This window comes from Rhizobium sp. 768_B6_N1_8 (assembly GCF_051811225.1).
GTDB lineage: Bacteria > Pseudomonadota > Alphaproteobacteria > Rhizobiales > Rhizobiaceae > Rhizobium.
The window spans coordinates 2,130,929-2,157,928 of the sequence record NZ_JBPWPV010000001.1; the positions used below are offsets into that span (position 1 = coordinate 2,130,929).

The following is a 27,000-nucleotide window of genomic DNA, read 5'->3' on the forward strand; positions in this document are numbered from 1 at the left end:
CCACATCCTCAGCAAGGGAAGCAACTATGGAAACTACCGAAAATAAACCGAGTGTTTTCGGCATTTCGCCGGAAGAACTGCGAGCCGTGGAGACGCTCTACCGGGCCTTCAGCGAAGGGAACCCGGACCTTCTCGACGAAGCCGTTACGGCGGACTGGCAGGATATCCCTCTTGCACCGCACCAGCAGCCGGGTCGCGATGGCATGAAACCCCTTATCCGAGAATTTGTCGCGGCCTTTCCGGACATCAGGATCCAGATCCTGGAGATCATCGGCGCACCAGGTCGCGCTGCCGTCCGTGCAGTCATTACTGGGACCCATACCGGCGAATGGTTCGGCATCGCTCCAACCGGTAGATCCTTTCGGATGCCCATTCACGAATTCCACCACATCGACAACGGCATGCTTACGCACACTTGGCATCTCGAGGACTGGTTCGGCTGGCTGTTTCAGGTTGGCGCATGGCCTGTCCAAGCGGAGGAGACGACCCGATGAAAGCCCTCCGCATTTGCAATTATAACGCTGCGCCGGTCGTCGAGGACGTACCGACGCCAGATATCAGCCCGGGCGAGGTTCTCGTGCGTATCAAGGCGGCAAGCCTCAATCCGCTCGATGTAAAACTGCAGCGTGGGTTTATGCATGCGTTCTTCCCGCTGGCATTCCCCTACATCTTGGGCACCGACCTTGTGGGCACCGTCGAATACGCAGGAAGCGACGTCACCCGTTGGCGCAAAGGCGACGAAGTCCTGGCTCGCCTCGACCCGACAAGCGGCGGCGCCTTTGCCGAATTCGCTGTCGTCAGAGATGACTATTTGGTCAGCGTGCCGAAAAAGGTATCGTTCGAAGAAGCAGCAGGCATTCCGACAGCGGCGGGCACCGCGTGGCAGGCACTGTTCGAAGTCGCGGATCTGAAACGCGGTCAACGCGTCCTGGTGCATGCGGGTGCCGGTGGCGTCGGTAGTTTTGCCATTCAGTTTGCCCGTTCTGTCGGCGCACACGTGATTGCGACAGCATCGGGAACGGGGATCGACATCGCCCGCCGGCTCGGCGCGGATCAGGTGATCGATTATCGGTCGGAGAACTTTGTGAACAAGGTGTCTGACATCGATGTGGTGCTCGACACGATCGGCGGTGAAACCCAGCAGCGATCGTTCAACGTCCTGCGCTCGGGCGGATATCTCCTGGCCACCTCCGCGCCACCCGATGAAGCGCTCGCGAAGGCGCATAATGTAGCGGCGAGTTTCGTTTTCCATGCTTCCGACCGAAGCCGTCTTGAAAAGATCGTCGAAGCTATTGACGCGAGTTCGCTGAAGGTTCTCGTCGATCAGAAAGTGTCGTCGCTCGACCTTGCCCAAGCCTTTGAGCATCAGGCATCAGGTCGCGCTCGCGGCAAGATCATCGTCGCATTCGACTAGACACAGCAACGCCACTGCATACCGCGGTGGCGTTTCCCTCAGTGCACTATCAACGATCAAGTCCCTCGCCCAGACCGGCGGCCGGCGCTTCAAGAACCGCTGATTGTTGCTGATGACGCGGCAGCAAGAAAGCTTCGGTCGAGCTGTCATATCTTGTCGCGACTCTTCGCCAAGCACGCAAGCCTGTTGGGTACGGGACCCTAGCGGCCGACTGCGGAGCCAAGGCTCTCAAGCGCCTCGCGCACCCGCTCACGCGCCGCCTCCGGAAGGCCGAGCACCGGGCGCGGTGGCGCAAACCGACCGAGGCCGATGAGATCGGCAATGGTGTACATGACACGGAAACTGCCGAATTCCCTAAACAGCGCCCAGAACGGCGCGAAGGCATCGTTGATGCGCCCCGTCTCTCCCGCATCGCCTGCCTGCGCCGCCCTCGTCAGTCTCAGCGCCTCGGCAGGCAGCAGGCCAGCAACCACGCTATACCAGCCATCGGCACCCGCCAGCAGCGCATCCGCAGCACCCCAGTCGCCGCTATAGCCGACCGCGAAATTATCAGGCGTCACCGAACGAAGACTTGTGATCTCCGCGGCGAAATCGCCGGTGGCGGGCAACGGCATCTTCACTGCTTTGACAGTACCGAGCCGGGCGAGCCGGGCGATCAGCTCGACGCTGAAGGTAAATTTCGTCGTGCCCGGATTGTTGTAGATGCAGAGCGGCAGCCGCCCGGCATCGGCCACGGCCGCGAAATGCTCGTAGACCTCGTCATCGGCGAGCGGCGTGTAGGAGACCGGCGCCAGCAGCAGGCCATCCGCCCCGAGCTCCCGCGCATCTTTTGCGAGCGTCTGCGCCTCATCTGTGCGAAGCGCTCCGACGCCGACGATGACCGGGATCTTGCCGCCGACGGCGGACATTGCCGTTTCCACCGCCCGGCGTCGCTGATCGCGCGACAGGAAGGCGTAACCACCGGTGCTGCCGAGCAACCCGATGGAATCGGCACCCGCGGCCTGAATGCGGGCAAGCAAGGTGGCGAGCGCGCCGGTATCAACAATGCCCGAGGCATCTGATGGCGTGATCGGAAAGGCGGAAAGACCGTGAAAAAGCGGCATTGGGAACGTCCTCTTTATGCGCGCGACAGCAGGAGCTTCATGCCGGCCGCCCCGAAGACGAGCGCCAGTGTGCCCTCGATCCAGCGCCGCGCATGGCGATACATGCGGATCATCGGCGCGGTGGAGAAAACCAGCGCATAACCGCAGAAGATCGTGATGCTGAGAATGGCGCAGCCCGCAAGGATGACGGCGACCGTCGTCGGCGTCGCACCGGGGCCAAGGCCGAGCGTCATGGTGGCGATCCAGCCGAGCAGCGCCTTCGGGTTGGTCAGATGCATCAGGAGGCCACGGCGATAGAGGCTGAAGCCCGAAGCCGGCCTGATGGCATCGAGCGGCCTGCCCTGCTTCTCATCGGAGGTCATGGCGGATTTGCCGGCCTTGTAGGCGAGAAACAGCAGGTACAAACCGCCTGCTATCTTCAGGATAATCAGGGCCTGCGCATATTGCGCCAGAATGGCGGAAACGCCGGTCGCCGCCATCGAGCCCCAGAAGAGCGAGCCGCTGACCACACCGGCGGCAATCATCAATGCGGACTGGCGCCCCTGATGCATGGCCACACCCATGATGCGCATATTGCTGGGGCCTGGGCTGGCTGCGGCGATGATATAGGCGGTGAAGACAAGGGCGAGATGATGCGGATCGACGGACATTCTGATTTCCCAAATTCGAATGCGCTTGGGGCGTATGCAGCCGTCACATGCCGTTCAGGAGCTTGAACGCGATCAGCCACATCACGCAAGCGATGATGGTTTCGAGAATGCGCCAGGAAACCGGCCGTGAAAAGATGGGACGAAGCCAGGCCGCACCATATCCCAGCGAAAAAAAGAACAGGAAGGAGCCGCTCACGGCCCCCGCGGCAAAAGCCGCCTGATGGCCGGCAAAGCGCGTCGAGATCGTGCCGAGCAGGATCACCGTATCGAGATAGACATGCGGATTGAGCCAGGTGAGCGCCAGGCACATGGCCATGGTCCTGCCGAAGCTTGCCCCCGCCCCGTTCGAAACCTGCAGCGCGCCCGGGGACCACACTGCCGAATAGAGGCTTTTTGCCCCATACCAGATGAGGAATGCCGCCCCGCCATACCGCATGACCGGATCGAGCCAGGGCATGAGGTTCACCACCTGCGCCAGGCTGGTGACGCCGACGACGATCAGGATCGCATCGGATAGAGCGCAGGCAAGGCAGACGGCGAAAATATATTCATTGCGCAGCCCCTGGCGCAGGATGAAGGCATTCTGCGCGCCGATCGCCACGATCAGGCTGAGACCGGCGGCCATGCCGGTGAAATAAGTCGAGATGTCCATGAGATCAGTGGGTTCCGCCGCGTTGTTGACACGCTCCATAGACGGATCGGCCACATTAAGCTAATTAATCATCCTTACGTCAATTAAGCGCAGCTTATCCATGATCGATTATCCCGCCCTTCGCGTGCTGCTTGCCGTGGTCCAGACCGGCAGTTTCGAAAAGGCCGCCGCCGTCCTGAACGTCACGCCATCGGCAGTCTCGCAGCGCATCAAGCAGCTGGAAGAGCGGCTGGGTGCCGCCCTCGTCGTGCGCGGAACGCCATGCACGCCGACGGAAAAGGGCGACTGGCTCTGCCGGCACATGGAAAATGTCGGCATGCTGGAAAGCGAGTTGCTCGAACACCTGCCGGCGCTGAGCGACCGCGACAGTCCCGAACAGCGCGTCACGCTGCGGATCGCCACTAGCGCCGACAGCCTCGGCACCTGGTTCCTGGAGGCCATGGCGGATTTCTCGAAAAGCTCGAACTACCTCCTGAACATTTCCATCGAAGATCAGGATCACACGGCCGAATGGCTGGAGCGAGGCCGCGTCATCGCCGCCGTCACAAGCATGGAAAAGCCGGTCTCCGGCTGCCGTCGCTACTCGCTCGGCGCGCTGCGCTACCATGCGACCGCGAGCCCCGAATTCGTCCGCCGCTATTTCCCTGATGGAGTCACTCCTGAAGCGCTTGCCCGCGCCCCTTCCTTCACCTTTAACCAGAAGGACCGCCTGCAGGCGCAATGGATCCGCCGCACACTGGCGACCGACGTCAACGTGCCGACGCACTGGCTGCCGGCCACCCAGGGCTTTCTCGATGCCAGCCTGCTCGGCATGGGCTGGGGCATGAGCCCGATCCAGCTGACTGAGGACCACATCAAAGCCGGCCGGCTCGTCGAGCTTATCCCCGACACACCGCTTGATGTCGTGCTCTACTGGCAGATCAGCCGGCTTGCCGCAGACCGGCTTGCGGGCCTAACGCAAAAAGTGATCGATGTGGCGAGGCGGTCGCTGGTGTGAGGGTGACGCGTGGGGACAACAGCGTCTGCTTTGCGCCAAAAGCCGCCATTCCGCCCCATGCGGGTGATTAGATCACGAATTCCGCCTCGTACGTCTGTGGCTCGGGAACGACCGTGACCTCCACCGGAATGATCCAATTGGCCGCGTAGCTCTCGCAGTCGGAACGCTGGAGGTCGGGCTGCACGCACCCGGCCCCATCGATCGCGCGACATCGCAGTATATATCGCCCCACTTCTTCAGGGGTCCACATGTACTCCCACAAGCGCCACGCAAAGGGACGTTCTGTCTCGAGAAGCCTTCCCTCGCGCCAGCCCCTGCCATCCCCGGTGCAGACCTGCACCTGCCGGACAGCAGCCTCTCCGCTCCAGGCGGCTCCGAAAATCCGGTACGGTTGGCCGACGATGAGACGCGCCCCCTGTACGGGACGCGCGATCTGCGCTTTGACCTCCATCTCCGCAAGGGGGACCAGCCTGGGTTCCCCGAGGCTGCGCTCCCAACGGAAATAGTCGCGCGCCTGCCAGTAGCCAAGGAACGGTTGCTCCACAACCGTGATATCAGTGATCCACTTGACCCAAGCCATGCCGAACCAGCCACCCACGACTGCACGTAGCGGGTAGCCGTGATCGCGCGTCAACGGCTCCTCGTTCATCGAATAGGCAAGGATCGTGCTGTCAGCGATGGCCTTCTCAAGCGGTAAACTGCGCGCAAAAGCGATGGGGCCGGGAGAAGCCGTTTTCTTGTTCGCGTCGACGACGCCGCTGTCGGCGCCTGCGAGCAGAACCTCACATGCGGTCCGCTTGACGCCCGCCATTTCCAAAATCTCGCGCAGAAGAACACCTGTCCAGGCAGCATTGCCGACGGCTCCATTCTGCCACTGCAATCCCTCCTTCGGCGGCTCATAGTAGACGCGCCCGTTCCCTGCGCACTCGACGACGGCGGTGAAACTCGTGCTCCGCATCGCCTTGATGCTGTCGAGGTCAAGTTCGATCGGGCGCTCCACCGCCCCGCTAACCCGCAATCTCCAGTCTCGCGCATCGAGGTCCGGCGACGGGAAATGGTTTCGCACGAAAAACAGCTCGGTTGGGATCAGCCAATCGGAGAGCGACGCAAACGGAAACTCGATATTCTCTGGGGATTTCTGTCGAACTATTAGACTGGGTTGCTGTGGTGTCGGCATCGTCCTCGTCTCTCCTTAAGAGCACAACGTCGGCTCTCGATCGCGCGAATACCGGTTCGATCACACCGCCCCTCGCAGTGCGTCTGTCGCATTCCGCCTTCGGGCCGCATTCTAGCACATACCGTACGTTTCTCGGATCGACCTCGAACGGCAGCAAAGGGCAGAAAGCAGTCATTCGCTCCAAGTCAGATCAGTCCAGCAGAACGCCAGACTTCGCATGCCGGAGCAGAATGCCAACAGCCGGCCCAGCCCGCCATCTATCATCAAACCGCGCTCAGCCTGAATAGCGGCAACGGACAGCGCCGCACTGGCAGCAGCCGGAATAGGACTCAGCCATCATGCCCCCTCACCGCCCATGCGGTGGTATCGTGATCGGGGTGCTGGTTGCTGCTCTCCTTGATTGCCGCGGCCCAGTCGGCGCCGTTGTTTTCGGTCGCACCGGCATTTTCTATGCCCGTGATCGTATCGAACCATTTCACCATGTTCTCGGTGCAGGTATTGGCACGCGGCGAGAAGGCGTGCGGATCGTCAAGCGAACCGATCATCAGGTTGGTGCGACCGTTTTCGAGGTGGTGGAAAAACAATGGCGTGCCGCAATTAGCGCAGAAGCCGCGCTCGACAAGCTCCGAGCTCTTCCAGACATCAGGCTTGCCGCGTGTCCAGGTGAGTGCATCATCAGGCGCAGCGACAAGCGCGGCAAAGATGTTGCCCGAGGCTTTCTGGCACATGCGGCAATGGCAGAGATGCGAATTGTCGTGCATAGCGGTTGCGTGGTAGCGCACGGCACCGCACTGGCAGCCGCCGCTCACCTCCATCTCGATGCGTTTCATTTTTTCTCCTTCAAGAGGCCGGTTGGGCGTAATTTCTTTTAGGTTTCCGTCTTTTGATCGTCCAGCAGAAGAATGGACCCGATCACGCCGCTCGATGTCGTGCTCTACTGGCAGTTCAACCGGCTTGCCGCCCTGACGCAGAAGGCAATCGAGATGGCGAGGCGATCGCTGGTGTAACAGGCCCAACTATTCGGCCAATGTTATCACGTGCTCGGCGGAAGGCTTCGAGTTCATGCACCGCGAACGTGATTGGCGCGCCGCGGCGCCTGCCCCCTCACTGGGTCTTCGTCATCGGCGGCTGCGTCCAGGAGCCGTCGAGCGCCGCCTCCTTCGGCCAGTAGAGGCGCATGTAAACGACAAACGGGCCCTTGGGCGCCGGCAGCCAGTTAGGCTCCTTGTCCTTGCCGGGCGACTCGTTCTGGAAATAGAGCGTCAGGCCGCCATCGGCGTCCTTCACGAGCTGCGGCAACATCGGCGAGTTGATCAGGTACCGGTTGATCGGATTGGCGACGAGCAGGCTCTGAGGCAGATCATACATCGTCATCGACCAGAATGCGTTGACCGGCGGCAGCCCGCCCGGCGTGAAATGGACAGTGTATCGGTTGGCGCCGTCGAGCCTCTGACCCGCGGCATCGACGGCATAAACCGGATAGATCGCTTCCTGCTTCGAATTTCCGTAAATGCCGATGGTCGCCACCATTCGGTAAAGGTAATTGTTCTTCAGATAGGCACGCGTGCCGAACACGTCGCCGGAGGTCACCTTCCCCGCGTCAATTTGCTTCCGCAAATTGTCGAAGTCCGCCCAAGCGTCGGCTCTGCCTTGCTCGAATGCCGCGGTCATTTCAGGTGTGAGCTTGCTCGCGTCGAAGGTTTTTCCTGCGCCGATCCCGATTTTGGCGAAACGCGCCATCAGGTCGGTCTCGGAAGGTACCGTCGGGCAGAACTGCAGGATGAAGTTCAAGATGTTGAAGAATTCGAGCGACTTCCTCTCCTCGTCCAGCGTCAGCGGCTTGATGAAATCGACCGCCGGCGTGGCGGCCGGCGCGGGCTGGCCGAGGAACGCCGATAGCGGCTCTGCCTTATAGCCGGCCTGGACTTTCTTGACATTGTCGATGTCGTCGGGGCTGAAAAGCTGCGTGCGATAGGCCGCGAAAACAAACTCGGTCTCCGAGCGGAACACCTTGTTCACGCCTTTGGGCGTTTCGCCTTTCCAGCCTGGCCCGGCGATGAGGAAGCTGCCGCCATCATTGCCGGTCGCGCGGCTGCCGATGTAGTCGAAGTTGAAGGTGTACCAATCGATGAGCTGGACGGCGAAATAGCGATCCTTCTCGATCATTGGCATGGTGACGACCATCGGCTCGGCACGCAAATCGAGGCCGAGCCAGGAATAGGGTGTATCCGAGTTGGGCGTCTGGATCGCCGTGTCGGCCGGCGTATAGACACGAGGGGTGTTGACGATCTGGTTCCACGGCCCCTTGTATTCGGGATTCTTGGAGTCGACGAAGTAGGCATGCTGGATGCGGTAGCTGTCGACCATCGGGAAGCCGTAGATATAGGCCTCTCTGGCTATGGCTCGGGTTTCCTCAGGCGTGGCGTCTTGGGCCTGGACGCCGGTAGAGGCTGAAGCCAGACCAACGGCAACGGCCAAGGCTGTCATTGCTGATCGTAACATGGGGATTCTCCTCCGTTGTCTGCGCGTGGGCCGCCCGCCCGGCGTTTGAAATCGCCAGTCAGTTCCCAGTCTCGCGACGCTGTTTCGGCTTCAGGGCCGCGCCCATCTGCTTTCCCTACTGGACCAGTTCGACTTCACTCGGCCGCCATTCCTTCGTGAAGAACGGTTCGAGCGGGCTGTAGAGCCGCAGCATGGGGATAAAGCCCTTGCCGGGCATGGTCTGGATCCAGTTGCCCCGCTTCACGCCTTCCGGCTGGGTCGGGCCGAAGTAGACCGTCGTCGTGCCGTCGGCGCCCGCTTCCGCGGCCGGTGACGGGAAGCTCTGGCTGCCCGCGCGCGGAAAACGTTGCGGCGTGTCGAGCATCGAGCGCGACATGTTGTCATAAAGCGTGAACGACCAGAAATTCGCCTGTGGGATGTCCTTCGGCAGCGTCACCTTGTAGGTCCTGGCGCCATCGAAGGGGTCTTTGTTTGCATCGACCATCGTCCACAGATACTGCGAGCCAATGCCGGGTACGCGCATGGCCATTCCAGGCGTAATCCCGGTCACGCCGTAGAAGAAGGACGTTCGCGAGTCCAGCAACCGGTACCCTGTGGGCGGAAAGGGCTTGGCACCATCCGCCGTGATTTCCGGGATCGGCGTCTCGAATTCGTAGCCGCTGACAAACAGTTGATTCACCCATCCCGAACCGGGGTAGTAGAACCAGTCCGCCGCGCGAGGAGCCATAAACAGCGTGCGCGAAGTGGCATTGGCGAGCGCCAGCGCTTCGGTAAGAATCTTCTTCATCCGCGCATCCGGTGCGAACGGTTTGCCCTTGATGATGCCGATCGCCGCGACCGGGCCCATCAGCTCGGGGTCGAGCGACCCTGCGGGCTCCTGCTGCACGACCTCATTGAGCATCTCGTAGTAGCTGAAGTCGTTGGGCGGGATCGTGCTGAATACCTTGCCGGTACCTTCGTGGAACACGGTCGGCGGCGGTGGCGTGACTTTTCCGAACTTAGCCTTGCCGCTCAGAAAGTCGGCGATGGGGGTGCCGACGCCGCCGGCCTCGTATGGATAGACCTTGGTGAATTTTCTGACCGTTTCGGCAACGGGCTTGGGATCGTTGTTCTCCAGGAACGAGCGAGCGAACCATACGACGATGCTGGTCCGGGCGCGGGCGATAGTGAATCCATCGGGCAGCGGACCATCGTAGCCGGGCGGCAGAATGAGGTATTTCCCGCCCTCGCCGCGATCAGCCCCAGGCAGCCCGATGTCGATGACCCAGCGAAACCAATAGTCATCGATGGCGCCAAGCGCCTTGGGTGGCACCTCGAGCACGATGGGACCCTTGGTCAGGTCGAGCATGCCCATGTAATAGACGGTGTCGGCATTGGCAGTCAGGTACAGCGACTTGGCGTCCATCAGCTCGGAAAAAATGAGGACCTCGTTGTCCTTGACCCCAATGCTCAGAAAGCCCTTGTGGAGAGCGTGTATGCTGACCCCCTGAAAGGTGTTCACGAACGCCTCGAAGGCGTGCATGAAGTCAAGATTGTCATAGACCTTGGCGATGGTCTCCTTGCTCGGCACGCCATCCTTGAAGTCGAGCGTGCCGATGCGCGTCTCGACTTTGTCCGGCGTGGAGATTGCCGGCGAGATGGCCTCATGGGCGGTGGCTGCAATCGTGCCTGCGAGGAAAGTGGATGTGGCGAGCGAAACCACCAGTCCGGATAGCCTGCTGTGTCTCTTAGCCATTGGATATACTCCTCACTTTGCCGACACAAAGTCGGTCTCATTTCTTCGGGACGCCATCGCAGGCTTCCTTGCCTTCCTCGGGTGTGGCGTCCTGGGCTCACGCCGCGCCGAAACGGAACGTCGGCAACAGGGCAATTCCGGAGGCAAAGAGTCTTCGTATAGTGGCTGGCATAACTAGATCCCCCATAGTGCTGATGTTGAATGTATTGGGCGAACTAGAGGATCGCGGAACGGCTCGATTACTGAGAGAGGGCAACGCTGGCCTCTCAGATCGCGTCGGTAAAACTGATAGACGCCTGCAACCGCTTTAAGAATATTAGCGGCACATAATATCACCAACACTACAAGTGCGTAACGGTAACATTAGCGAATATGTGAGCCATCGTTCGCTAAGCATGACCTAAGACACCAAAGGTGGAGAATGTTACGACAGGCCGGTGCGTGCTACCTCATCCAGTCCGCGCATACGAGCACGGCTCATATATCGGGCGCGATGAGCGGCATTGCACCGGACGCTCCCACGGCGGGTTGACGACCGATCAGTATTGGCTGATTGCGCGGGGCAGCTGGAGAATATTTTCCAGCCTCCCGGTGGATCGTTGAACGGCTCTCGCATCGATCAACCGGCCCCTCGTGAATTCTCGGACGGACATTGGGAGAACCTGATTCCAGTTGCAATCGCCACTAAATTGTATTAGCTAATCCTTGAGGAAATATTCACGTAAAACTTGGAAATTGCAAAATCCACCTGGCCTGACGCAATCAATACGCTTGGCCTGGCGGGATTTACTGTCCGCTTGCTATCGTGCAACGGGAGCGGACGCATGAATTACCCTGTCGGCAGCGATCTCTGAGGCGGTCTCGCCATCTGGAGGCGGAGAGGATCATGATTCAGACGGTTTACTTCGCAACCAATCGTCAGCCGCTCCTCGATCCAACAGATCCGCAGCATCAGCGGATCATCGGCTTCGGTTCCGAACTCGGCCCGACCAGCGGCATCGATGTCCGCTACGGCAGCGCCAAGGTCAACGTCAATCTGTCGAGGAAGACGAACGTGCTCGTGCCGGGCTCGCTCGCCGTCGCCAACCAGCAGCTTCTCTTTGCCGAAGGAGAGGCGCCGACGCTCGGCAGCGACACGATCTTCGATGCCATCCGCGCCTCGATGAAGGCCGATGACAAGCCGACCATCGCCTTCATCCATGGCTTCAGCAACAGTTTCGTCGATTCTATCGAGCGCGCCGGCTGGCTGAGCGCCTTCTATGGGCTCGACGTCAACATGTTCGTTTTCTCCTGGCCGTCGATTGCCTCGCTCCTGCCCATACCCACACCGTTTGGCGATTACGCCCATGATCGCAGGACCGCGGCGGCATCGGGCATCGCGATCGCCCGAACCCTGCGTCGCCTCAGCGATTTCGTCGACAAGCTCAGCGAGGAAGAGCGCTGCAACCAGGCCATTCACCTGATCTGCCACAGCATGGGCAATTATGTGATGCGAAATGCGCTACAGGCGCTGATGAAACTGCCCGAACCGCCCTCCGCGATGCTCTCGACCGTCAATGCCATGACCTCGCTCGATGGCACATCGTCATCCCCCCTGCGCCGCTATTTCGACAAGGTGATCCTGGCGGCCGCAGACGAGGATGCCGATGCCTTCGACGATCCCCAGAAATTCAAGTTCCTGCCGCGGATCTGCCGGTCGATCGCCGTCTATTATTCCGAGAAGGACTGGATCCTCAGCACGCTCAGCAGCGGCACCAAATTCAACGGACCGCGCCTCGGCGCAGACGGCCCCGACAATATGGGCACGATCAGCGACAAGGTATCGGCGGTCGACGTCAGCGCCATACTCGAGCTCTCAGAGCCGGAGAACCACCAATATTACCGCGTCTTCCCGCAGATGCGCGACGACATAAAGGCGGTCCTCACCGGCACCCCGCCCGAAAAGATCGCCAATCGCCAGGCAATCGGGCAATCCAGGTGGCGGATCGTCAGGAGGGCCGGGAGAAACGGGTGAACGGGATCAATTCGGCCGGGTTTTGAACCTGGCGCCGGCGTTCTGGCGGAGCTTCTGTCCGATCAAAAACCCCTCCCCAACCATCAGCCACTAGCGGCCGTGTCGAAGGCCGGGGGGCCGCTCGTGGCCCAACGCCGACATTACGCTTTGGCCCCGTGTGGATGGTCCCACCCAACAGAGATCCACAACGATCAAAACCCCGCGACGGCCAAGGCTGTGTCAGGATCGATCGATCCCCTCTGATTGGCGGGTCGGTATGGATCATGCAGTCCCTATGCGGGGGCTGATCTGAGATTGATGCTGCGGATTGGTCGGGTGCTGGTAAACTTCCATTCGCTCTGCACCGAGAGCCACGCCGCGCTCCACCAACTGGTCGACATCGCTTTCTGCGGCTGGGCCGTTAATTCCGAGTGCTGCCGCAGAGGAACCGACATGACCTCCATCCGCCAGCTTATCAGCCGCTACCCGCTCATTGCGTTTTTCGCCATCGCTTACATCCTGACCTGGCTCGGCTGGACCCTGCCGGAGCGGATCTATGCCGGCACGCTCCTCTCCGGCGCGTTCGCCTTGCCTTTCCTCCTCATGGTGCCCGGTCCGCTTTACGCGGCTCTGATCGTGACCGCGATCACCGGAGGCAAGCCCGGCGTCGTCGCGCTCCTTAAGAAGTTCACCATCTGGCGGGTGGGCTGGGGATGGATTGCGGTCGCTCTGCTCACGGCACCGGTGATCGGCGTGACGCCCGCTTATCTGAACATGGTCTTCGGCGGGCCGAACCCCACGGCGGCGTTGATCGCTTCAGCGCCTACCATTCTGATGATGTTCGCCATTCGCCTCGTCAATCCCCTCGACGGACCGATGCAGGAAGAACTCGGCTGGCGTGGCTTCGCCCTCCCGCGTCTGCAGGAACGGCACTTGCCGCTCGTCGCGAACGCCATCCTCGGCGTGCTGGTTGTCATCTGGCACTTGCCGCTGGTCCTCCTCGACATGCTGCCATCTTATGCGCTGTTTGGCACCTTCGCCTTCACGATCGTGTTCGGCTGGCTCTTCAACAACGCCAAGGGCAGCGTGCTCATCACCTTGATCGCCCACGCCGCAGACGGCCTTGTCATCACCGGCAATCTCGGCCTGAATACGATCGACAGCGAACGCCACATCATGCTGCTGGTCGCGACGTGGTGTGTGACTGCGCTGGTCGTTGTTGTCCTCTATGGGCCGACGCTTACCCGCAAACCAATACCCACGTACCCCGGAAATCAACCTGGAGCGTAGTCCGTTCCTGGCGCATTCCGGCCACTCTTCCCCTTCCGGAGGCGCTGGTGGAATTTGCTACCACCGCAAATATCCCTCGCGAAGTTCTGACTTTTGCGACAGACTTCCCCTATAAATCGGCGATCACGATTTTATCGCGAAAGTCAGGCGACGCGCGACAAACAAGTTCCGGGAAGGTACCTCATTCCCATAGTGAGATACCTTCCTGAGAAAGCGCGTTTTGAACGGCCGGTCTGTCTTCAAGACGGCGGGCATGTTTGGTCCACGCTGGATAGCTATTTTGCATGTCCATGTGCATCCGATTTCCCCATCGATAGAACACCAGCAGATATGGATCGACCACGGAATAGTGGTCTCCCACGACCCAGAGACGCTCTTGCATTCTGCTTTCGATAAGCGCGAAGGCTGAAGAAAGATGCTGCTTGCCCTTGGCGATCAACGAATCATGCTCGCCATCGTCGGTGAAATAGTCCGGTCGCCAAATCATTCGAACAGCGACGGCATGCACCGTGCCTGACAGCCAGTTAAACCATTCGATCGATCGAACAATTGCTTCCGGGTCAGTGCTCAAGAGCTTGGCACCAGGGTTGGTTAGCCCGAGATGGACGAGGATTGCCGGCGCTTCCGTCAGGATAAAATTGTCAGCGGTGAGGACGGGAATGCGGCCTTTCGGGTTTAGTCGGCGGAATTGATCAGTTTTAGTTTCTGGATGCCCCGGGGACATCAAAGCAAGTGAGTAGGGTTCGCCGATTTCCTCCAGTACGATGTGAGGCGCGAAAGAGCATGAGCCCGGTGCGGCATGTAGGGTGTATAGCATCTGATCCTCGAATAAATGCGGTGAAAGTCCCAATGAAAGCGACAGTTTTACAGATGAATTCCGCGACGTCGTAAAAATCAGCGTTTTGCGACCAATGAGTGCGCAGAGTGCTTCGCCAAGATTTCTCCATCAAGATAAATCGCCCAAAATGCACCCACACCGCGGGCGATTCTGCGCCAGTATCGAGTTGGATTACACATTTCAGTTGGGGGCTGGGCGCAGCTCATAAACAATGCCATACCGAGTGCGACAAGGGAGCCATCGATGACCGGGACCGCTTCTCTTCACACATTCGCCATCGGCGATGTCCACGGGCGTGCCGACCTGCTGGAGGAGATGCTGTCAGGCATTGCCGGCAAGGCGCGCGACGAGACGATCGACTACCGGATCGTCTTCCTCGGCGACATCATGGACCGTGGGCCGGAGAGCCGCAAAGCGATGGATCTCGTCATCCGCACGCTGCGCGACAGACCGGGCTCGAAGCTGATACGCGGCAACCACGACGCCCTCCCTCTTCAGATCCTCGACGAGACGGACCCGGCCGTTCAGGCAGATCTCGTAAACCACTGGCGAGACCTCGGAGGCAGCGAGACGATGCTGTCCTACGGCCTGCCCCTTGAGGCAGCCATCACCGCAGATGAGATCCGCGGCAGGTTTGGAGACGAGCGCCTGCAATGCCTGCGCGCGGCGGAGCGCTATGTCGAACTCGACCACCACATCCTCGTCCATGCCGGCCTGAAACCCGGCATTCCCCTGGCCGAGCAGGACGCGCATACGCTGATGTGGATTCGCGGCGAATTCCTGAATGCCAGCACCTCATTCGGCAAGATCGTCGTCCATGGGCACACGATTACCGCAAGCGAACGCGTCGAGATCTTCCCGAACCGGATTGCCATCGATACCGGCGCCTTCGCGACGAATATCCTGTCTGCGCTCCACATCGGCCCATCCGGCGATGTGGCGGTGCTGCAGGCAACGGAAGTCCGCCCCGGTCCGTGCCGTTTTCAGGAAGGCCGGCCCCTCAACCGGTCTCATGATGATGCGGATATGCTTTTCTAGGATTGGGCAGAGCGACAAGGACGGGCTGAACGGATCAATTCCGCTCTCGTCTGAACGGCACCAGATTGGACGTGGAACCCTTCGCAAGATCCCGGCCCGTCTCTTCATTCCGGCCATCCCCGTCGCCCGTTCCCGCACGCCAATCCGCCGTGATTTCCAGCCTGTGCGGGCTTGCCAGCAACTGGTCACTGAAATAGCGCGTCGGCGTCGTTCCGAGCATGCGGCGGAACATGGCAATGAAGGCGCTGACGCTCTCGTAGCCGAGATCGCCGGCAATGACGGTCACGAGCTGCCCTGCCGCCAGCCGCTGAAGGGCGACGCCGATATGCAGCTGCTGTCGCCAGCGCAGGAAGGACATTCCCGTCTCCCGCTGGAACAGGCGGCTGAGCGTCCGGTTGCTTGCTCCGACCCGCGCACCCCATTCGTCTATGGTGAAGCGCAGGCCGGGCTCGGCGACCATTGCTTCGGCCAGCCGCTGCAGCCTGCGATCGGTGGGCATCGGCAGATGGATCGGCTCGAGCGGTGCTGCCCTCAGCTCATCGAGAAGCACGCCGACCAGACGGTGAAGACGGTCTTGCGCCATATCCGGACTATCCGGGCGCGGCTCCAGGCGAAAAATCAGCTCGCGCAGGAAAGGCTGGACGAAGAGAATGCCGCATTCGTCCTTCAGGTCACCGGTCAGTTTCGCGTCGACATAGAGATTGCCGATCTTGATATGGCCGCAGGCACGCCCGCTGTGGGAAGTGCCGCCCGGAATCCACAGCGCGCAATTCGGCGGCACCGTCCAGACACCGCCGGCCGCCCTCATCGTCAGAACGCCGCTCATCACGTAAAGCAGCTGCGCCTTGCCATGGCGATGCGGCTCCGTCTCGCCGACGAATGTCGCCTCGGTGATGAAGCTGAAAGCCGGGCGCGACACCTCATCGATCGCCGACGGGTCAAATGTCTCTGGAATATCCATTGTCGATCCTCGTCGGTAAATTCACACCGAAGGCACCTCGCTCTATCACAGAAGCCACGCATCGTCCCTGCTGCCGAGCAGGCTCCGCCCCTTGCGCTCCGCCTCCTCTTCGTTTGCCGCAAAGACGATCGCAAAACCAAAAGCCTTTCCGGCAGTCGACGCCGCAATCTTGATCGCGGCCGATGTCGGCCTGCCGCCATCGATGACGATCATGCCCCGGCAATAGGCCCTCATCCGATCCTTGATCCTCTTGAAAAACAGCGCCCGCTCCTTGCGCTCCTCCTGCGTCTCCTCCTCGTGATCGTCAGGCGCGTGATCCGTGACCAGCACGAACGGCCGCCGCTCCTCCAAGAGAGCCTCGATCTGGTCATTGATGGAGGTTTCTGCATCGGCATTGGTGCGGATGAAGACGACAGGCAGGCGGGAACGATCCAGAAGCACGGCAGCGGTCTTTCGAAATGGAAGCAAGTGAGGCCAGACTAGCATTCCGGGCGGGAGCCGGATTTCGCGAAGCTGCCAACAAATGCCGGGGATCGGCCAAGTTTTGGGCAAGTGCGATGGGCGAAGCTTGCCCTGACGCATGAGCCCGTGGAGAGCAAGGCGCACATGGCGACTGACAGCGTCTGCCTTGCGCAGATACCCGGCCTTCTTCAATTATCGAATGCGCACTCAGTTCATTGACTTGAACGTCTCAAAGATCAGCGCTCTCAGCCAACGATGAACGGGATCTGCATCCATCCGCGGGTGCCACGCCTGGACGATGTCGAATCCCGGCACGGCTACCGGCAGGTCAAACGTCCTGATCTGGCTTGTTGCGGCGGATTTGCGATAAGAATTCGGAATCGCGCCGATCAAATCGGATGCCGCCGCAACTGCGATCACCGCTGGAAAGCTTGGCACGATCAGTCTGACATCGCGGTGGACGCCGAGTTCGGCGAGCGCCCTGTCGACCGGACCGGCAAAATCCGCGTGCGGTGAGAAAAGTACGTGGCCCCAGTCGGCATAGCTCTCGACCGTGATCGGATCTGTATCGAAAATCGGGTGTCCTGTCCTTGCAAGACCCACATACCGGTCTTCGAAAAGGGTCTGGCAACGCAGTTCCCCGCTCTCCGTCGGCAGGACGCCGATATCCAGATCCACGGCCGCGTCTCTCAAGGATTGAACGTCCTTGTCCGATCGCGGCGCAAACCGAAGCCTTATCCCTGGTGCCGCGTTCGCCACAGCAGCGCTCAGGCCCGCGGCAAAAATAAGCACGAACGCCTCATTGGCACGGATGGTGAAATCGCGGCGCACCTCGCGGATTTCCACGGTCGACGGCGGACTGAGCACCGCTTTCACAGCTTCTTTCAACGAATGCACGTCTTCGGCAATCGCCAGGGCATGGGGCGTTGCGACCATGCCGCGCCCGGCCGGCACAAGGATCGGATCGCCGAGCGCAGTCCTCAAGCGTGACAGCGTCCGGCTCATGGCTGATGTACTGAGGCCAAGCCGACGCGCGGCGGCCGATACGCTTCTCTCGCGCAACAGCGCATCCAGTGCCACCAGGAGGTTGAGGTCGAGATCGGGCATGACTCCATTTACTCAGGCATGGCGTTTCATGCAACAGTTGTTTGATTTCGTTGCGTCTGGCGCTCGCAGTCGGCTAGGCCTAACTAGTCGTCCATCCGATAACGATTGGGAGTTTCTCAATGTCCCTCGCCTCCACCGTACCGATTTCTCAGGATGGCCCGGCATCGCCTCGACAGTACATGGCCATCGCACTCATCCTTCTCTCAGCTGTTCTTGTCGTTCTGGACGGCGCCATTGCCAACGTTGCCTTGCCCTCGATCGCGCTCTCGCTGCACGTGGAAGCGGGCAGCACCGTATGGGTCGTCTCAGCCTATCAGCTGGCCGTGCTGGTCGCCCTTCTTCCGTGTGGCGCACTCGGGGAAATCTATGGCGCGCGGCGGGTCTTCCTGATCGGCGTCGCGCTGTTCACCGCGGCTTCGGCTGCCTGCGCCTTCGCCGGTGACCTTTCCTTGCTGATCCTTGCCCGTTTCGCGCAGGGGCTTGGCGCGGGCGCGATCATGGCGCTTGCCATGATGAACCTGCGCTCGGCCCTGCCGCAGCACATGCTGGGTCCGATCATCGGAATCAATGCCATGGTCATCGCAATTTCTTCCGCTGCCGGTCCAGGCATTGCCGGCGCCATTCTTTCCGTCACGACCTGGCCCTGGCTCTTTGCGGTCAACATACCGCTCGGCATCATTGTACTTCTCAGCGGCGGTCTGCTGGGCAGGATGCAGGGCACGAACCGAAAGCTGAACACCAAGGCCTTGCTGGCCAACACATCGATGTTCATCCTCTTCTTCTGCGGCACCGACCGGATAGCGACTGCGCCGGCAAGTGGCGCGGTCCTCATTGCCGCCTCGGTAGCTTGCCTTGTCATACTGCTGCGCCTGGAACGCAACAGCGACGCCCCGATCATTCCAACGGATCTCCTGGCGGCACCCGCATTCCGCGTGGCGGTCATCGCCTCGATATCCTGCTTCTGCGGCCAGATGCTGAGCTACATCGCGCTACCCTTTTATCTCCAGCACAGGTTGCACATGACTCCGGTTCTGGCCGGTCTCTACATGATGCCCTGGCCGGTTGCGACCGCGATCATCGCGCCATTTTCGGGACGTCTGGCAAACCGCGTCAAGACCGCATGGCTTTGCGCGACAGGCGGCGCACTGCTGGGTGTCGGCCTCCTTGTGGCAGCTCTCTGCCCACCCGATCCGAGAGGCATTGCGTTTCTGGTCGGCACGGTGATTGCCGGCCTGGGTTTCGGCCTGTTCCAGACGCCGAACAACCGCATTCTGCTTCTCTCGGCTCCGAAATCCAGAAGCGGCGCGGCAGGTGCCATGCAGGGCACCGCACGGCTTCTCGGCCAGACCCTGGGCGGAATCTTCATGTCGCTCATCTTCGCGACATTGCCGCTCTCCGCCGCGCTCGAGTTTGCGGTCGTCCTGTCGGCTGGCTGCGCGGCAATTGCCAGCCTGGTCAGCCTGAGCCGCGCCCGCTACGAACTGGCGGGACAATCTGGAGAGAGCAGTCGATGAGCATTCTGTTCGCCAGGGGCCGAAAGCATTCGTTCGTTCCTGGTCAGACCGATCCCGCAGAACGCCCGACCTCACACGCCGATAGCAGCATCCCAAACAACCAGCTCAGGCCGGCATCCATCATCGCCGCGCGCGGGGCAACGGCACTCAGCCGGAAACGCGGCAGCGGCAAAGGCGCATCCACCGTCACCAGGCCGAAGCGCGGCGCGTAGAGTGCGGCGAAGCGACGGGGGACGGCAGCAAGCATGTCGCTCTCGCCGGCGATGGCGAGCGCGAACATGAAATTCGGCACCGTCAGCGCCATCCGCCTGTTCAAGCCCCGCTGTTCAAGCGCCGTGTCGACGAAGCCGTGCGGATCACCACCAAGCGAAACGACGAGGTGGCGCATCCCTAGATAGCGCTTGAGCGTCGCCGCCTGCGCGAAAGGATGGCCGGCGCGCATGGCAATGACGAAATCCTCTTCGTAGAGCGTGAGACTGTGAAAGCGCGCCGGGATATCATCGGCGGGCACCACCGCGATATCCATGGCGCGGGCTTCCAGATCGCCAAAAGCATTGCGCCAGGCCCGCGCAGGCGCGCTTTCGCCCTGCTCCGGTAGCAGCTGGCGTATGCTGATGTCGACCTCAGGCGCCGACTTTGCCAATCCGGCAAGCAGCGCCGACAGGAAGACCGCGGAAACGCCATCCGGCGCCCCGAGCGTGAACCGGCGGCTCGACCTTGCCGGATCGAACGGCTCGGCCGTCGCAATCACGCTTCGCACCCTGGCAAGGATCTCGGCAACCGGCGCGGCAAGCTCCATCGCGCGAGCCGTTGCGACCACGCCTCTGGGCGTCCTCACGAACAGCGGATCGTTGAGCATTCGCCGCAGGCGCCCAAGCCCGTGGCTGACGGCTGACGCTGAGATGTTCAGCCGGTCGGCGGCGCGGCCGACATGGCCCTCCTCGATAACGGCTTCGAAAAGCACGAGGAGATTGAGATCGGCGCGCGAGAGATCAGTTTCATTCAGCATATCGCTGAAATCATATCATTGGCTTCAGCACCGGCAAACTGGCATTTCTGAAGCATGCAGGCGGCTCCGCAGCCGCGCTTCCGAACTCCAGGCTAGCAAAGGACCAAGCTAGCAAAGGAAAATATCATGTCACCGTCTCGACGATCCCTTCTCGTTGCCGGCACCGCCGGCCTTGCCTCCCTTGCCGGTAATGTCGGCGACGGCAACGCGGATATGCCGGCAGCAAATCTTGCCCGGATATCGGAAGAGGCCAATGCCGCGCTGATGCGCGGCGATGTCGATACCTACCGGGCGCTTGTGCCGCGCACGCAGGACTTCACGCTGATGTCGCCCTTCGGCGGCACGCCATCGCGGGAGGCCGGCTTCACCGAAAAGACCTGGGATGGCATGCGGCAGTTCTTCAGGAACGGCACGCTGAAACAGGAAGTTGTCGAGACCTATGCCGGCACCGATATGATCGTGCTCGCCGTCATCGAGCGCGCCCATGTCGAAGTCGGTGGCCTGCCCGCGCAGGACTGGGCGCTGCGCGTAACGCTCGTCTACCGGCGCGAGGGCGGAGAGTGGCGGCTTGCCCATCGCCACGCCGATCCGCTCGGCCATGCAATCACTCTGCAGCAATCGGCGGCACTCGGGCGTGGGGCATAGGGGAGCGATACCCCCACCTCCCTCATTCCTGTGCTTGTCACCGGAATCCAGCCGCCGAGCGTCTGCGCGGCGAATGACTCATACGCCTCAAAAGAAAAAAGTCTCTCCTGCCCAAGGACTTGGGCAGACTGGATTCCTGTGACATCCCTTGTGCTAGCACGAGGGCACAGGAATGAGGAGGTTGGGGTGGGCCGCGCCACCAGCCCTGCCCCCTCTCTCCAAATTCACTCGCTGGCAATCGCATCTCTGAACTTCGCCAGATCACCGTTGAAGCGCTGCGCCTCTTCCAGGAATGGCGCATGCCCCGACTTTGGATAGATCTTGGTCTGGACGGCCGGATTGAGCTCCCGCGCCCTTGCGATGCTCGGCTCGACATTGACCAGAACGTCCTTGCCGCCATAGAGCAACAGAACCGGCACGCGTGCTTTAGGCAAACCGGCGGAAACGGTCATCGACGGGATGGTCCGCGTCATGATCCACGAGGCCATCGCGGCATTTGACAGCAGCCGTTCGAACGTCGCCGTATCCGGCTTCGTCTCGAAACACAGGCCAAGGAACGTCCTGACAGCATCAAGGTGCACCGTCAGGTCATCCGAAGCCATGCCCGCATAGACATCAGGATGCGATGTGATCAGCGCGGCGTTGAGTTCGATGACGCCGTCGACATAGACGATGCCGCCAAGGCCATCGTCTCCATATGCGGCAAGATAGTTGGAGAGAACGACACCGCCGAGCGACCAGCCGACCAGAACCGGATTTTTCGCGCCTGTCTCCTTGAGGACGGCCGAGAGATCGTCGGCCCAGCGGCGCCCGTCATGATAGGCCTCTGCATCATCGGGCTTGCCCGACAGGCCGTGGCCGCGCAGGTCATAGGTGATCAACCGATACTTCTGCAGATTGGCGCTGCCTACCTGCATGTCCCAGTTCAGATGGCTGCCGAGCAAGCCGTGGATGAAAACGATCGCCGGCCCGGCGGGATCGCCCGATTCCTGAACCGCGATCTCGACGCCATCAGGCGCCTTCACCGTGTAATTCTTCTCCGCGGCCATCGCCATGGAAGACAGGCCCATCAGCAGGACCACCACCCAAATTCCGCGCATTATTCGTATCATGCCAAAATCCTTATGTTTAGTGATCACTACAAACTAACGGCTTGCTTTTTGCTGTCAAGCAGTCTTTAGTGATCACTATGGATAAGGTTGTGAAAACACGCCGCAGCGGCCCGCGAACCTTCGACAGGGATCAGGCGATCGATATCGCCATGCGCCTCTTCTGGAGGCATGGATATGAAGGTGTCTCGCTGAACGACCTGACGGCCGCAATCGGCGTCGCGCCCCCAAGTCTCTATGCGGCTTTCGGCAGCAAGGCTGGGCTCTACCGCGAGGCGCTCGATCGCTATTTCGGCCTGCGGGGGCCGGTGTGGGATATCAGAACGGCCACGACCCTTCAGGAGACGATCGAGACGCTGCTGCACAAGGCGATCGACGCCGTTACCGACCCAGCCGGGGAGCGCGGCTGCATGATATCAAGCGGCTTGATCCAGTGCGGGCCTGATCATGCGGACCTGGCGCGCGAAACGGCAGAGCGGCGAAACACGATGCGGGAGATGATCGCGGAGACGCTCGAGCGGTGGCTGGACCAGGAACGCGCCGTCTCGCTCGCCCGCTATCTCGTGGCCGTCCTGCAGGGATTGTCCGTCCAGGCATATGACGGCGCCTCGCGGCAGGAACTGCGGCAGGTCTCGGACGAAGTCATCGCGGGTGTGCAGGCCAGGGCGTTGAAGGGCATCTAGCGGGGCTTTCGCCCACATCCGCTAGCGCGGGTGCCGGGACGGAATAGAGTTCGCTCGTCGCCCTTCGCCGTAGTGATGAAACCCATCGGACATGCTATGTTACAACCAAGGCGTATCTGCTGTGGCCTCCATCTCGAGTTGATTTCGTTGCGTCGATGGCCAGGGCGAAAGGAGGGGGAGACCGATCTCGAGCAGCATTGTACTCGTGGAAACCGCAATCGGCGGCGCTGACATGCCTACACCACAACTCGGGAGGATGTCTAATGATACGTGCAGCGCTTCTGGCCGCCTCCGCGGCCCTTTTTGCAGCCGTGCCTGCAAACGCTCAGCAGGTTACCGGGACGCTCGGCTCGCCCAACGCCACGACGACGATCGACGGGCGTTATCTCCCGCCGCCGCCGCAGCCGTTTGAGGGCACCATCAATCTCAACGCCTTGCAGTCCAAACAGGCATGGCCAGCGCGTGTCGTGCCGCCAAGGGGCGCGCCAAATGTGCTCTTGATTATCACCGATGACGTTGGCTTTGGCGCTCCTTCGACGTTCGGAGGCGTCATTCCGACACCCACTCTGGATCGCATCGCCGCGGATGGCCTGCGTTTCACGAACTTTCACACAACATCGCTCTGCTCGCCGACGCGTGCGTGTCTCATCACAGGACGCAATCACCACTCAGAAGGCTTCGGAGTGATCTCGGAGCAGGCCACCGGCTTCCCCGGCTATGACAGTGTTCTTCCCAGGGACACCGCCACAATCGGCCGCATTCTGCTTGAGAATGGCTTCCGTACCTCATGGTTCGGCAAGGATCACAACACGCCGACCTATCAGACCAGCCAGGCAGGCCCGTTCAATCAATGGCCGACCGGCATGGGGTTTGAATATTTCTATGGCTTCATGGGTGGGGACAGCAGCCAGTGGTCGCCCATGCTGTTTCGCAACACCACGCAGATCGCTCCCTTTGTCGGCAATCCGCAATGGAACCTGATCACCGCCATGGCCGACGACGCCGTCGGCTGGCTGAACCAGTTGAATTCGATCGATCCGGCGATGCCGTTCCTGCTCTACTACGCGCCGGGGGGCACACACGCGCCACACCACCCGACGCCGGAGTGGATCGAGAAGGCCAGCGACCTTCATTTGTTCGACAAAGGCTGGAACGACGTTCGCGATCAGATCTTCGCCAACCAGAAAAGGCTTGGCGTTGTCCCGACGGACGCCCAGCTCACGCCATGGCCGGATATGTTGAAGAAGTGGGATAGTTTGTCGGCCGACGAAAAGAAGCTGTTCATTCGCCAGGCGGACGTCTACGCCGCCTACCTGATGTACACCGATCACGAGATCGGCCGTGTGGTCCAGGCCGTCGCGGACATGGGCAAGCTCGACAACACCCTGATCATCTTCATCAGTGGCGACAATGGCGCGAGCGCCGAAGGCACGATGAACGGCACCTTCGCAGAATTGGTTCCGTTCAATGGCATCAATCCGACCGTTGCCCAGAACTTGAAGTTTTACGACCAGTGGGGCAGCAACGAGACCTATCCCCACTATGCCGTTCCGTGGGCTTGGGCACTGGATACGCCCTTCAAATGGACGAAGCAGATCCCGTCCTTCTTCGGAGGCACCCGCAACGGCATGGCCATCTCCTGGCCCGCGCGCATTTCCGACAAGGGCGGAATTCGGTCGCAATTCCATCATGTGATCGACGTCGTGCCGACAATCCTTGAAGCGACTGGCGTTCCCGCACCGATCATGGTCGACGGCATAGCGCAAAAGCCGATCGAGGGCGTGAGCATGGCCTACACCTTCGACAAAACCAATGCCGAGGCTCCCTCGCGACACCGCACGCAGTATTTCGAGATGATGGGAGCGCAGGGTCTATACGATGACGGTTGGATGCTGAGCGCAGTCCCCATCCGTGCGCCCTGGGAGTTGGCTGGCAAGGCGATCGATGATCCCGCCACCGCGTTCAAGATGGAACTCTATGACGTCCAGCACGACTGGACCCAGAACAACGACTTGGCTGCCGCCAATCCTGCGAAGGTCCAGGAGATGAAGGACCTGATGTTCGGCGAGTTTGCGAAGTACCAAGTCCTGCCGCTGGACGCTTCCGCTGCGACGCGCCTCGCTTCTCCGCGCCCGTCGGTCACGGCAGGAAGAAACGTGTTCACCTATAAGCAACCGGTGACGGGCCTGCCGGAAAGTGTGGCGCCCAATCTTCTCAATACCTCCTACACGATCACCGCGGACATCGATGTGCCGCAAGGAGGTGGCGATGGCGCCATTGTTTCCCAAGGTGGACGGTTTGGCGGATACGGGATGTACCTGCTGGGAGGCAAGCCGGTCGTGACCTGGAACCTTCTCGGTCTTGACAGAATTCGTTGGGAAGGCCCCGAAGCGCTCTCGCCCGGCAAGCACACCGTCGAATTTGACTTCAAATACGACGGTCTTGGCTTCGCAACGCTTGCCTTCAACAACCTCAGCGGCATCGGTCGTGGCGGCACGGGAACGCTGACGGTCGACGGCAAGACGGTCGCAACGCAGGCGGTACAGCGTACCGTACCGCTGATCCTGCCGGTCGATGAGACTTTCGACATCGGCTCGAAGACCGGCACCCCGATCGATGACCGCGACTATCAGGTTCCATTCCCGTTCACCAGCAAGCTCGAGAAGCTGACGATCTCCGTCGAGCCTCCTAAGCTGACACCGGACGACGAGAAGAAACTTATGGAAGCCTATCGAAGCGGACAGGACGCGAAATAGTCTGCGTCCATCGCCGAGGGCCGCTTGGCCCTCGGTGCCGCTTTACGGTTTGGACGGGCCTTGATACCGCTTCGGACCGCCTCTCGATCCCCGTCTCTCAGTCATTGATGACCGATATCGCCGCGGTCAGGCGATCGCCAGTTCACCCGCAGGCGCTGCGCGATAGGCTTCCCGGCCGCCGACCCAGGTGCGGCGAACGGCGGGTGCAGCACCATCAGGCCAATCGACCAGCACGAGATCCGCCCGCTTGCCGACTTCGATGACACCACGATCGGTAAGACCGGAGGCGCGCGCCGGATTGCCTGACACGAGCGGCCAGAGCGCATGGAGCGGTGCCACGCCATCGGCCTTGAGCCTTGCAAGGCCGAGCAGCATCGCCGGGTAGTAATAGTCCGAGGCGAGAATATCGCAGAGCCCTTCGCGGATCATGTCGGCCGCGCCGATCGAGGCGAGATGGCTGCCGCCGCGCGTCGCGTTCGGTGCGCCGAAGACGATGAAGTCGCCGGCATCGCGGGCGGCCCGCGCCACCCGCCGGTTCATCGGGAATTCGCAGATCCTGGCACCGCGGAGACGGAAGAAATCGCGCGTTTCGATCTGGCTGTCGTCATGCGACAGCATCGGTGCGCCCGCGGCCTGGCCGAGCGCTGCCACTTCCTCGATTGCATCAGGCACCTGCGGCCGGCGCTCCCACATGCTGCGCACGAGCGCCACCATGTCCGCCACCGGGATTTTCGCCCGCTTGGCGCGCTCCCCCATCTTCTCGACAAAGCCGGGCGTTTCGGGATCCACTGTCGGGAAGGCCGGATCGAGGTCGAAGGGCCGTTCCTGCAGCGGCGTCGAAGGATGCAGCATCGCCATCGACGTGTGGTCGTTGAAGGCAATCGACGGCAGGCGCGGACCGGCAAGCGCCTCGCGAATGAGGTCGATCGCCTCGAAGCAGAAGGTCTCCCAGCGCAGCTGCACGCGATTGTCCACCGTCAGCCGGGGCGTGAGCGCGTCGAGCGCACGCACGATGGCATAGCCGGTTTCGACCGACCGCAGCCCAGGCTCCCAGCTGAGCGTCAGCGCGTGATAGGCCGTGGCGATGCCGTTGGCAGCAAGCTGGCGGTCGGTTTCGAGCAGCGCGGCAGCGACCGGCAGCATGGTGCCGGGTCGCGGCATGACCTGCCGCTCGAAGGCATCGCCGTGAATGTCCACGAAAGCGGGACCGAGCAGATGGCCGCGTCCATCGATAGGATCCGCCCCGTCGCGCGCACCGTCGATATCAGTGATCCGGCCGTCTTCGACACGCACGGAGGCGGTCTCCAGACGGTCGCCGAAAACCACGGTTGCGCCCTCGATAATCACTGCCGGATTGTTTTGCAT

At 61.2% G+C, this 27,000-nt stretch carries 24 protein-coding genes; 10 read left to right on the top strand and 14 right to left on the bottom strand.

The window, feature by feature from the left end:
• Positions 1 to 26: 26 nt before the first annotated feature.
• Both AB8B33_RS10890 and AB8B33_RS10895 read left to right on the top strand, forming a co-directional pair.
• The gene (locus AB8B33_RS10890) at positions 27 to 494 is read left to right on the top strand and encodes an ester cyclase (protein WP_113322116.1); all 468 of its coding nucleotides are present in this window, start codon (positions 27 to 29) and stop codon (positions 492 to 494) included.
• Positions 491 to 1,414 carry an NADP-dependent oxidoreductase gene (locus AB8B33_RS10895; RefSeq protein WP_439015368.1) on the top strand — a complete coding sequence of 308 codons (924 nt, stop codon included), beginning with the start codon at positions 491 to 493 and terminating at the stop codon, positions 1,412 to 1,414. The genes AB8B33_RS10890 and AB8B33_RS10895 overlap by 4 nt, the downstream gene beginning before the upstream one ends.
• 200 nt (positions 1,415 to 1,614) lie before the next feature.
• Here AB8B33_RS10895 and AB8B33_RS10900 read toward each other — a convergent pair whose 3' ends face one another.
• Genes AB8B33_RS10900 through AB8B33_RS10910 form a run of 3 tightly spaced genes read right to left on the bottom strand, consistent with a single transcriptional unit; the run spans position 1,615 to position 3,819 of the window.
• The gene (locus AB8B33_RS10900; protein ID WP_439015369.1) at positions 1,615 to 2,517 is read right to left on the bottom strand and encodes a dihydrodipicolinate synthase family protein; all 903 of its coding nucleotides are present in this window, start codon (positions 2,515 to 2,517) and stop codon (positions 1,615 to 1,617) included.
• A gap of 14 nt (positions 2,518 to 2,531) precedes the next feature.
• On the bottom strand, positions 2,532 to 3,167 hold the full coding sequence (locus tag AB8B33_RS10905; protein WP_439015370.1) for a LysE family translocator: 636 nt from the start codon (positions 3,165 to 3,167) through the stop codon (positions 2,532 to 2,534).
• A gap of 43 nt (positions 3,168 to 3,210) precedes the next feature.
• Positions 3,211 to 3,819 carry a LysE/ArgO family amino acid transporter gene (locus tag AB8B33_RS10910; RefSeq protein WP_439015371.1) on the bottom strand — a complete coding sequence of 203 codons (609 nt, stop codon included), beginning with the start codon at positions 3,817 to 3,819 and terminating at the stop codon, positions 3,211 to 3,213.
• Between the two features lie 100 nt (positions 3,820 to 3,919).
• Between AB8B33_RS10910 and AB8B33_RS10915 the strand changes: the two genes are divergently transcribed.
• Positions 3,920 to 4,816 (top strand): LysR family transcriptional regulator ArgP, encoded by an 897-nt coding sequence (locus AB8B33_RS10915; RefSeq protein WP_439015372.1) that lies wholly within the window; start codon positions 3,920 to 3,922, stop codon positions 4,814 to 4,816.
• A 67-nt stretch (positions 4,817 to 4,883) separates the two neighbouring features.
• Here the strand turns inward: AB8B33_RS10915 and AB8B33_RS10920 are convergent, their stop codons facing one another.
• The 4 genes from AB8B33_RS10920 to AB8B33_RS10935 form a co-directional block, all read right to left on the bottom strand.
• A complete protein-coding gene (locus AB8B33_RS10920; RefSeq protein WP_439015373.1) occupies positions 4,884 to 5,993 on the bottom strand; it encodes a sulfite oxidase in 1,110 nt (369 codons plus the stop codon).
• 329 nt (positions 5,994 to 6,322) lie between these two features.
• Positions 6,323 to 6,823, bottom strand: a complete 501-nt coding sequence (locus tag AB8B33_RS10925) for a GFA family protein (RefSeq protein ID WP_439015374.1) — start codon at positions 6,821 to 6,823, stop codon at positions 6,323 to 6,325.
• A 274-nt stretch (positions 6,824 to 7,097) separates the two neighbouring features.
• A complete protein-coding gene (locus AB8B33_RS10930; RefSeq protein WP_439017231.1) occupies positions 7,098 to 8,480 on the bottom strand; it encodes a DUF1254 domain-containing protein in 1,383 nt (460 codons plus the stop codon).
• A gap of 130 nt (positions 8,481 to 8,610) precedes the next feature.
• On the bottom strand, positions 8,611 to 10,230 hold the full coding sequence (locus AB8B33_RS10935) for a DUF1254 domain-containing protein (RefSeq protein ID WP_439015375.1): 1,620 nt from the start codon (positions 10,228 to 10,230) through the stop codon (positions 8,611 to 8,613).
• A gap of 886 nt (positions 10,231 to 11,116) precedes the next feature.
• Between AB8B33_RS10935 and AB8B33_RS10940 the strand changes: the two genes are divergently transcribed.
• Both AB8B33_RS10940 and AB8B33_RS10945 read left to right on the top strand, forming a co-directional pair.
• Positions 11,117 to 12,244, top strand: coding sequence for an alpha/beta hydrolase (locus tag AB8B33_RS10940; RefSeq protein WP_439015376.1), 1,128 nt, complete (start codon positions 11,117 to 11,119; stop codon positions 12,242 to 12,244).
• Positions 12,245 to 12,676: 432 nt separating this feature from the next.
• Positions 12,677 to 13,513, top strand: a complete 837-nt coding sequence (locus tag AB8B33_RS10945) for a CPBP family intramembrane glutamic endopeptidase (RefSeq protein ID WP_439015377.1) — start codon at positions 12,677 to 12,679, stop codon at positions 13,511 to 13,513.
• Positions 13,514 to 13,694: 181 nt separating this feature from the next.
• Here AB8B33_RS10945 and AB8B33_RS10950 read toward each other — a convergent pair whose 3' ends face one another.
• Positions 13,695 to 14,330: a glutathione S-transferase family protein gene (locus AB8B33_RS10950; RefSeq protein ID WP_439015378.1), complete on the bottom strand. Its 636-nt coding sequence runs from the start codon at positions 14,328 to 14,330 to the stop codon at positions 13,695 to 13,697.
• Positions 14,331 to 14,594: 264 nt separating this feature from the next.
• On the opposite strand from AB8B33_RS10950, the gene AB8B33_RS10955 reads away from it, so the two are divergent.
• Entirely contained in the window at positions 14,595 to 15,389 is a 795-nt protein-coding gene (locus tag AB8B33_RS10955) for a metallophosphoesterase (protein ID WP_439015379.1), read from the top strand.
• Between the two features lie 34 nt (positions 15,390 to 15,423).
• Here the strand turns inward: AB8B33_RS10955 and AB8B33_RS10960 are convergent, their stop codons facing one another.
• The 3 genes from AB8B33_RS10960 to AB8B33_RS10970 form a co-directional block, all read right to left on the bottom strand.
• Complete coding sequence (locus AB8B33_RS10960) at positions 15,424 to 16,350, bottom strand: AraC family transcriptional regulator (protein WP_439015380.1); 927 nt, start codon at positions 16,348 to 16,350, stop codon at positions 15,424 to 15,426.
• 45 nt (positions 16,351 to 16,395) lie between these two features.
• Positions 16,396 to 16,791, bottom strand: coding sequence for a hypothetical protein (locus tag AB8B33_RS10965; protein WP_439015381.1), 396 nt, complete (start codon positions 16,789 to 16,791; stop codon positions 16,396 to 16,398).
• Positions 16,792 to 17,019: 228 nt separating this feature from the next.
• Entirely contained in the window at positions 17,020 to 17,919 is a 900-nt protein-coding gene (locus tag AB8B33_RS10970) for a LysR family transcriptional regulator (RefSeq protein WP_439015382.1), read from the bottom strand.
• A gap of 179 nt (positions 17,920 to 18,098) precedes the next feature.
• Between AB8B33_RS10970 and AB8B33_RS10975 the strand changes: the two genes are divergently transcribed.
• Complete coding sequence (locus AB8B33_RS10975) at positions 18,099 to 19,433, top strand: MFS transporter (RefSeq protein ID WP_439017232.1); 1,335 nt, start codon at positions 18,099 to 18,101, stop codon at positions 19,431 to 19,433.
• A 43-nt stretch (positions 19,434 to 19,476) separates the two neighbouring features.
• Here AB8B33_RS10975 and AB8B33_RS10980 read toward each other — a convergent pair whose 3' ends face one another.
• A complete protein-coding gene (locus AB8B33_RS10980) occupies positions 19,477 to 20,442 on the bottom strand; it encodes a LysR family transcriptional regulator (protein ID WP_439015383.1) in 966 nt (321 codons plus the stop codon).
• 126 nt (positions 20,443 to 20,568) lie between these two features.
• Between AB8B33_RS10980 and AB8B33_RS10985 the strand changes: the two genes are divergently transcribed.
• Positions 20,569 to 21,087: a YybH family protein gene (locus AB8B33_RS10985; RefSeq protein ID WP_439015384.1), complete on the top strand. Its 519-nt coding sequence runs from the start codon at positions 20,569 to 20,571 to the stop codon at positions 21,085 to 21,087.
• Between the two features lie 224 nt (positions 21,088 to 21,311).
• On the opposite strand, the gene AB8B33_RS10990 is transcribed toward AB8B33_RS10985, so the two are convergent.
• On the bottom strand, positions 21,312 to 22,199 hold the full coding sequence (locus tag AB8B33_RS10990; protein WP_439015385.1) for an alpha/beta fold hydrolase: 888 nt from the start codon (positions 22,197 to 22,199) through the stop codon (positions 21,312 to 21,314).
• Positions 22,200 to 22,276: 77 nt separating this feature from the next.
• Here AB8B33_RS10990 and AB8B33_RS10995 point away from each other — a divergent pair, with 77 nt between their 5' ends.
• Entirely contained in the window at positions 22,277 to 22,879 is a 603-nt protein-coding gene (locus AB8B33_RS10995) for a TetR/AcrR family transcriptional regulator (RefSeq protein ID WP_439015386.1), read from the top strand.
• 263 nt (positions 22,880 to 23,142) lie between these two features.
• Complete coding sequence (locus AB8B33_RS11000) at positions 23,143 to 25,635, top strand: arylsulfatase (protein ID WP_439015387.1); 2,493 nt, start codon at positions 23,143 to 23,145, stop codon at positions 25,633 to 25,635.
• 126 nt (positions 25,636 to 25,761) lie between these two features.
• On the opposite strand, the gene AB8B33_RS11005 is transcribed toward AB8B33_RS11000, so the two are convergent.
• Positions 25,762 to 27,000, bottom strand: coding sequence for an alpha-D-ribose 1-methylphosphonate 5-triphosphate diphosphatase (locus AB8B33_RS11005; RefSeq protein ID WP_439015388.1), 1,239 nt, complete (start codon positions 26,998 to 27,000; stop codon positions 25,762 to 25,764).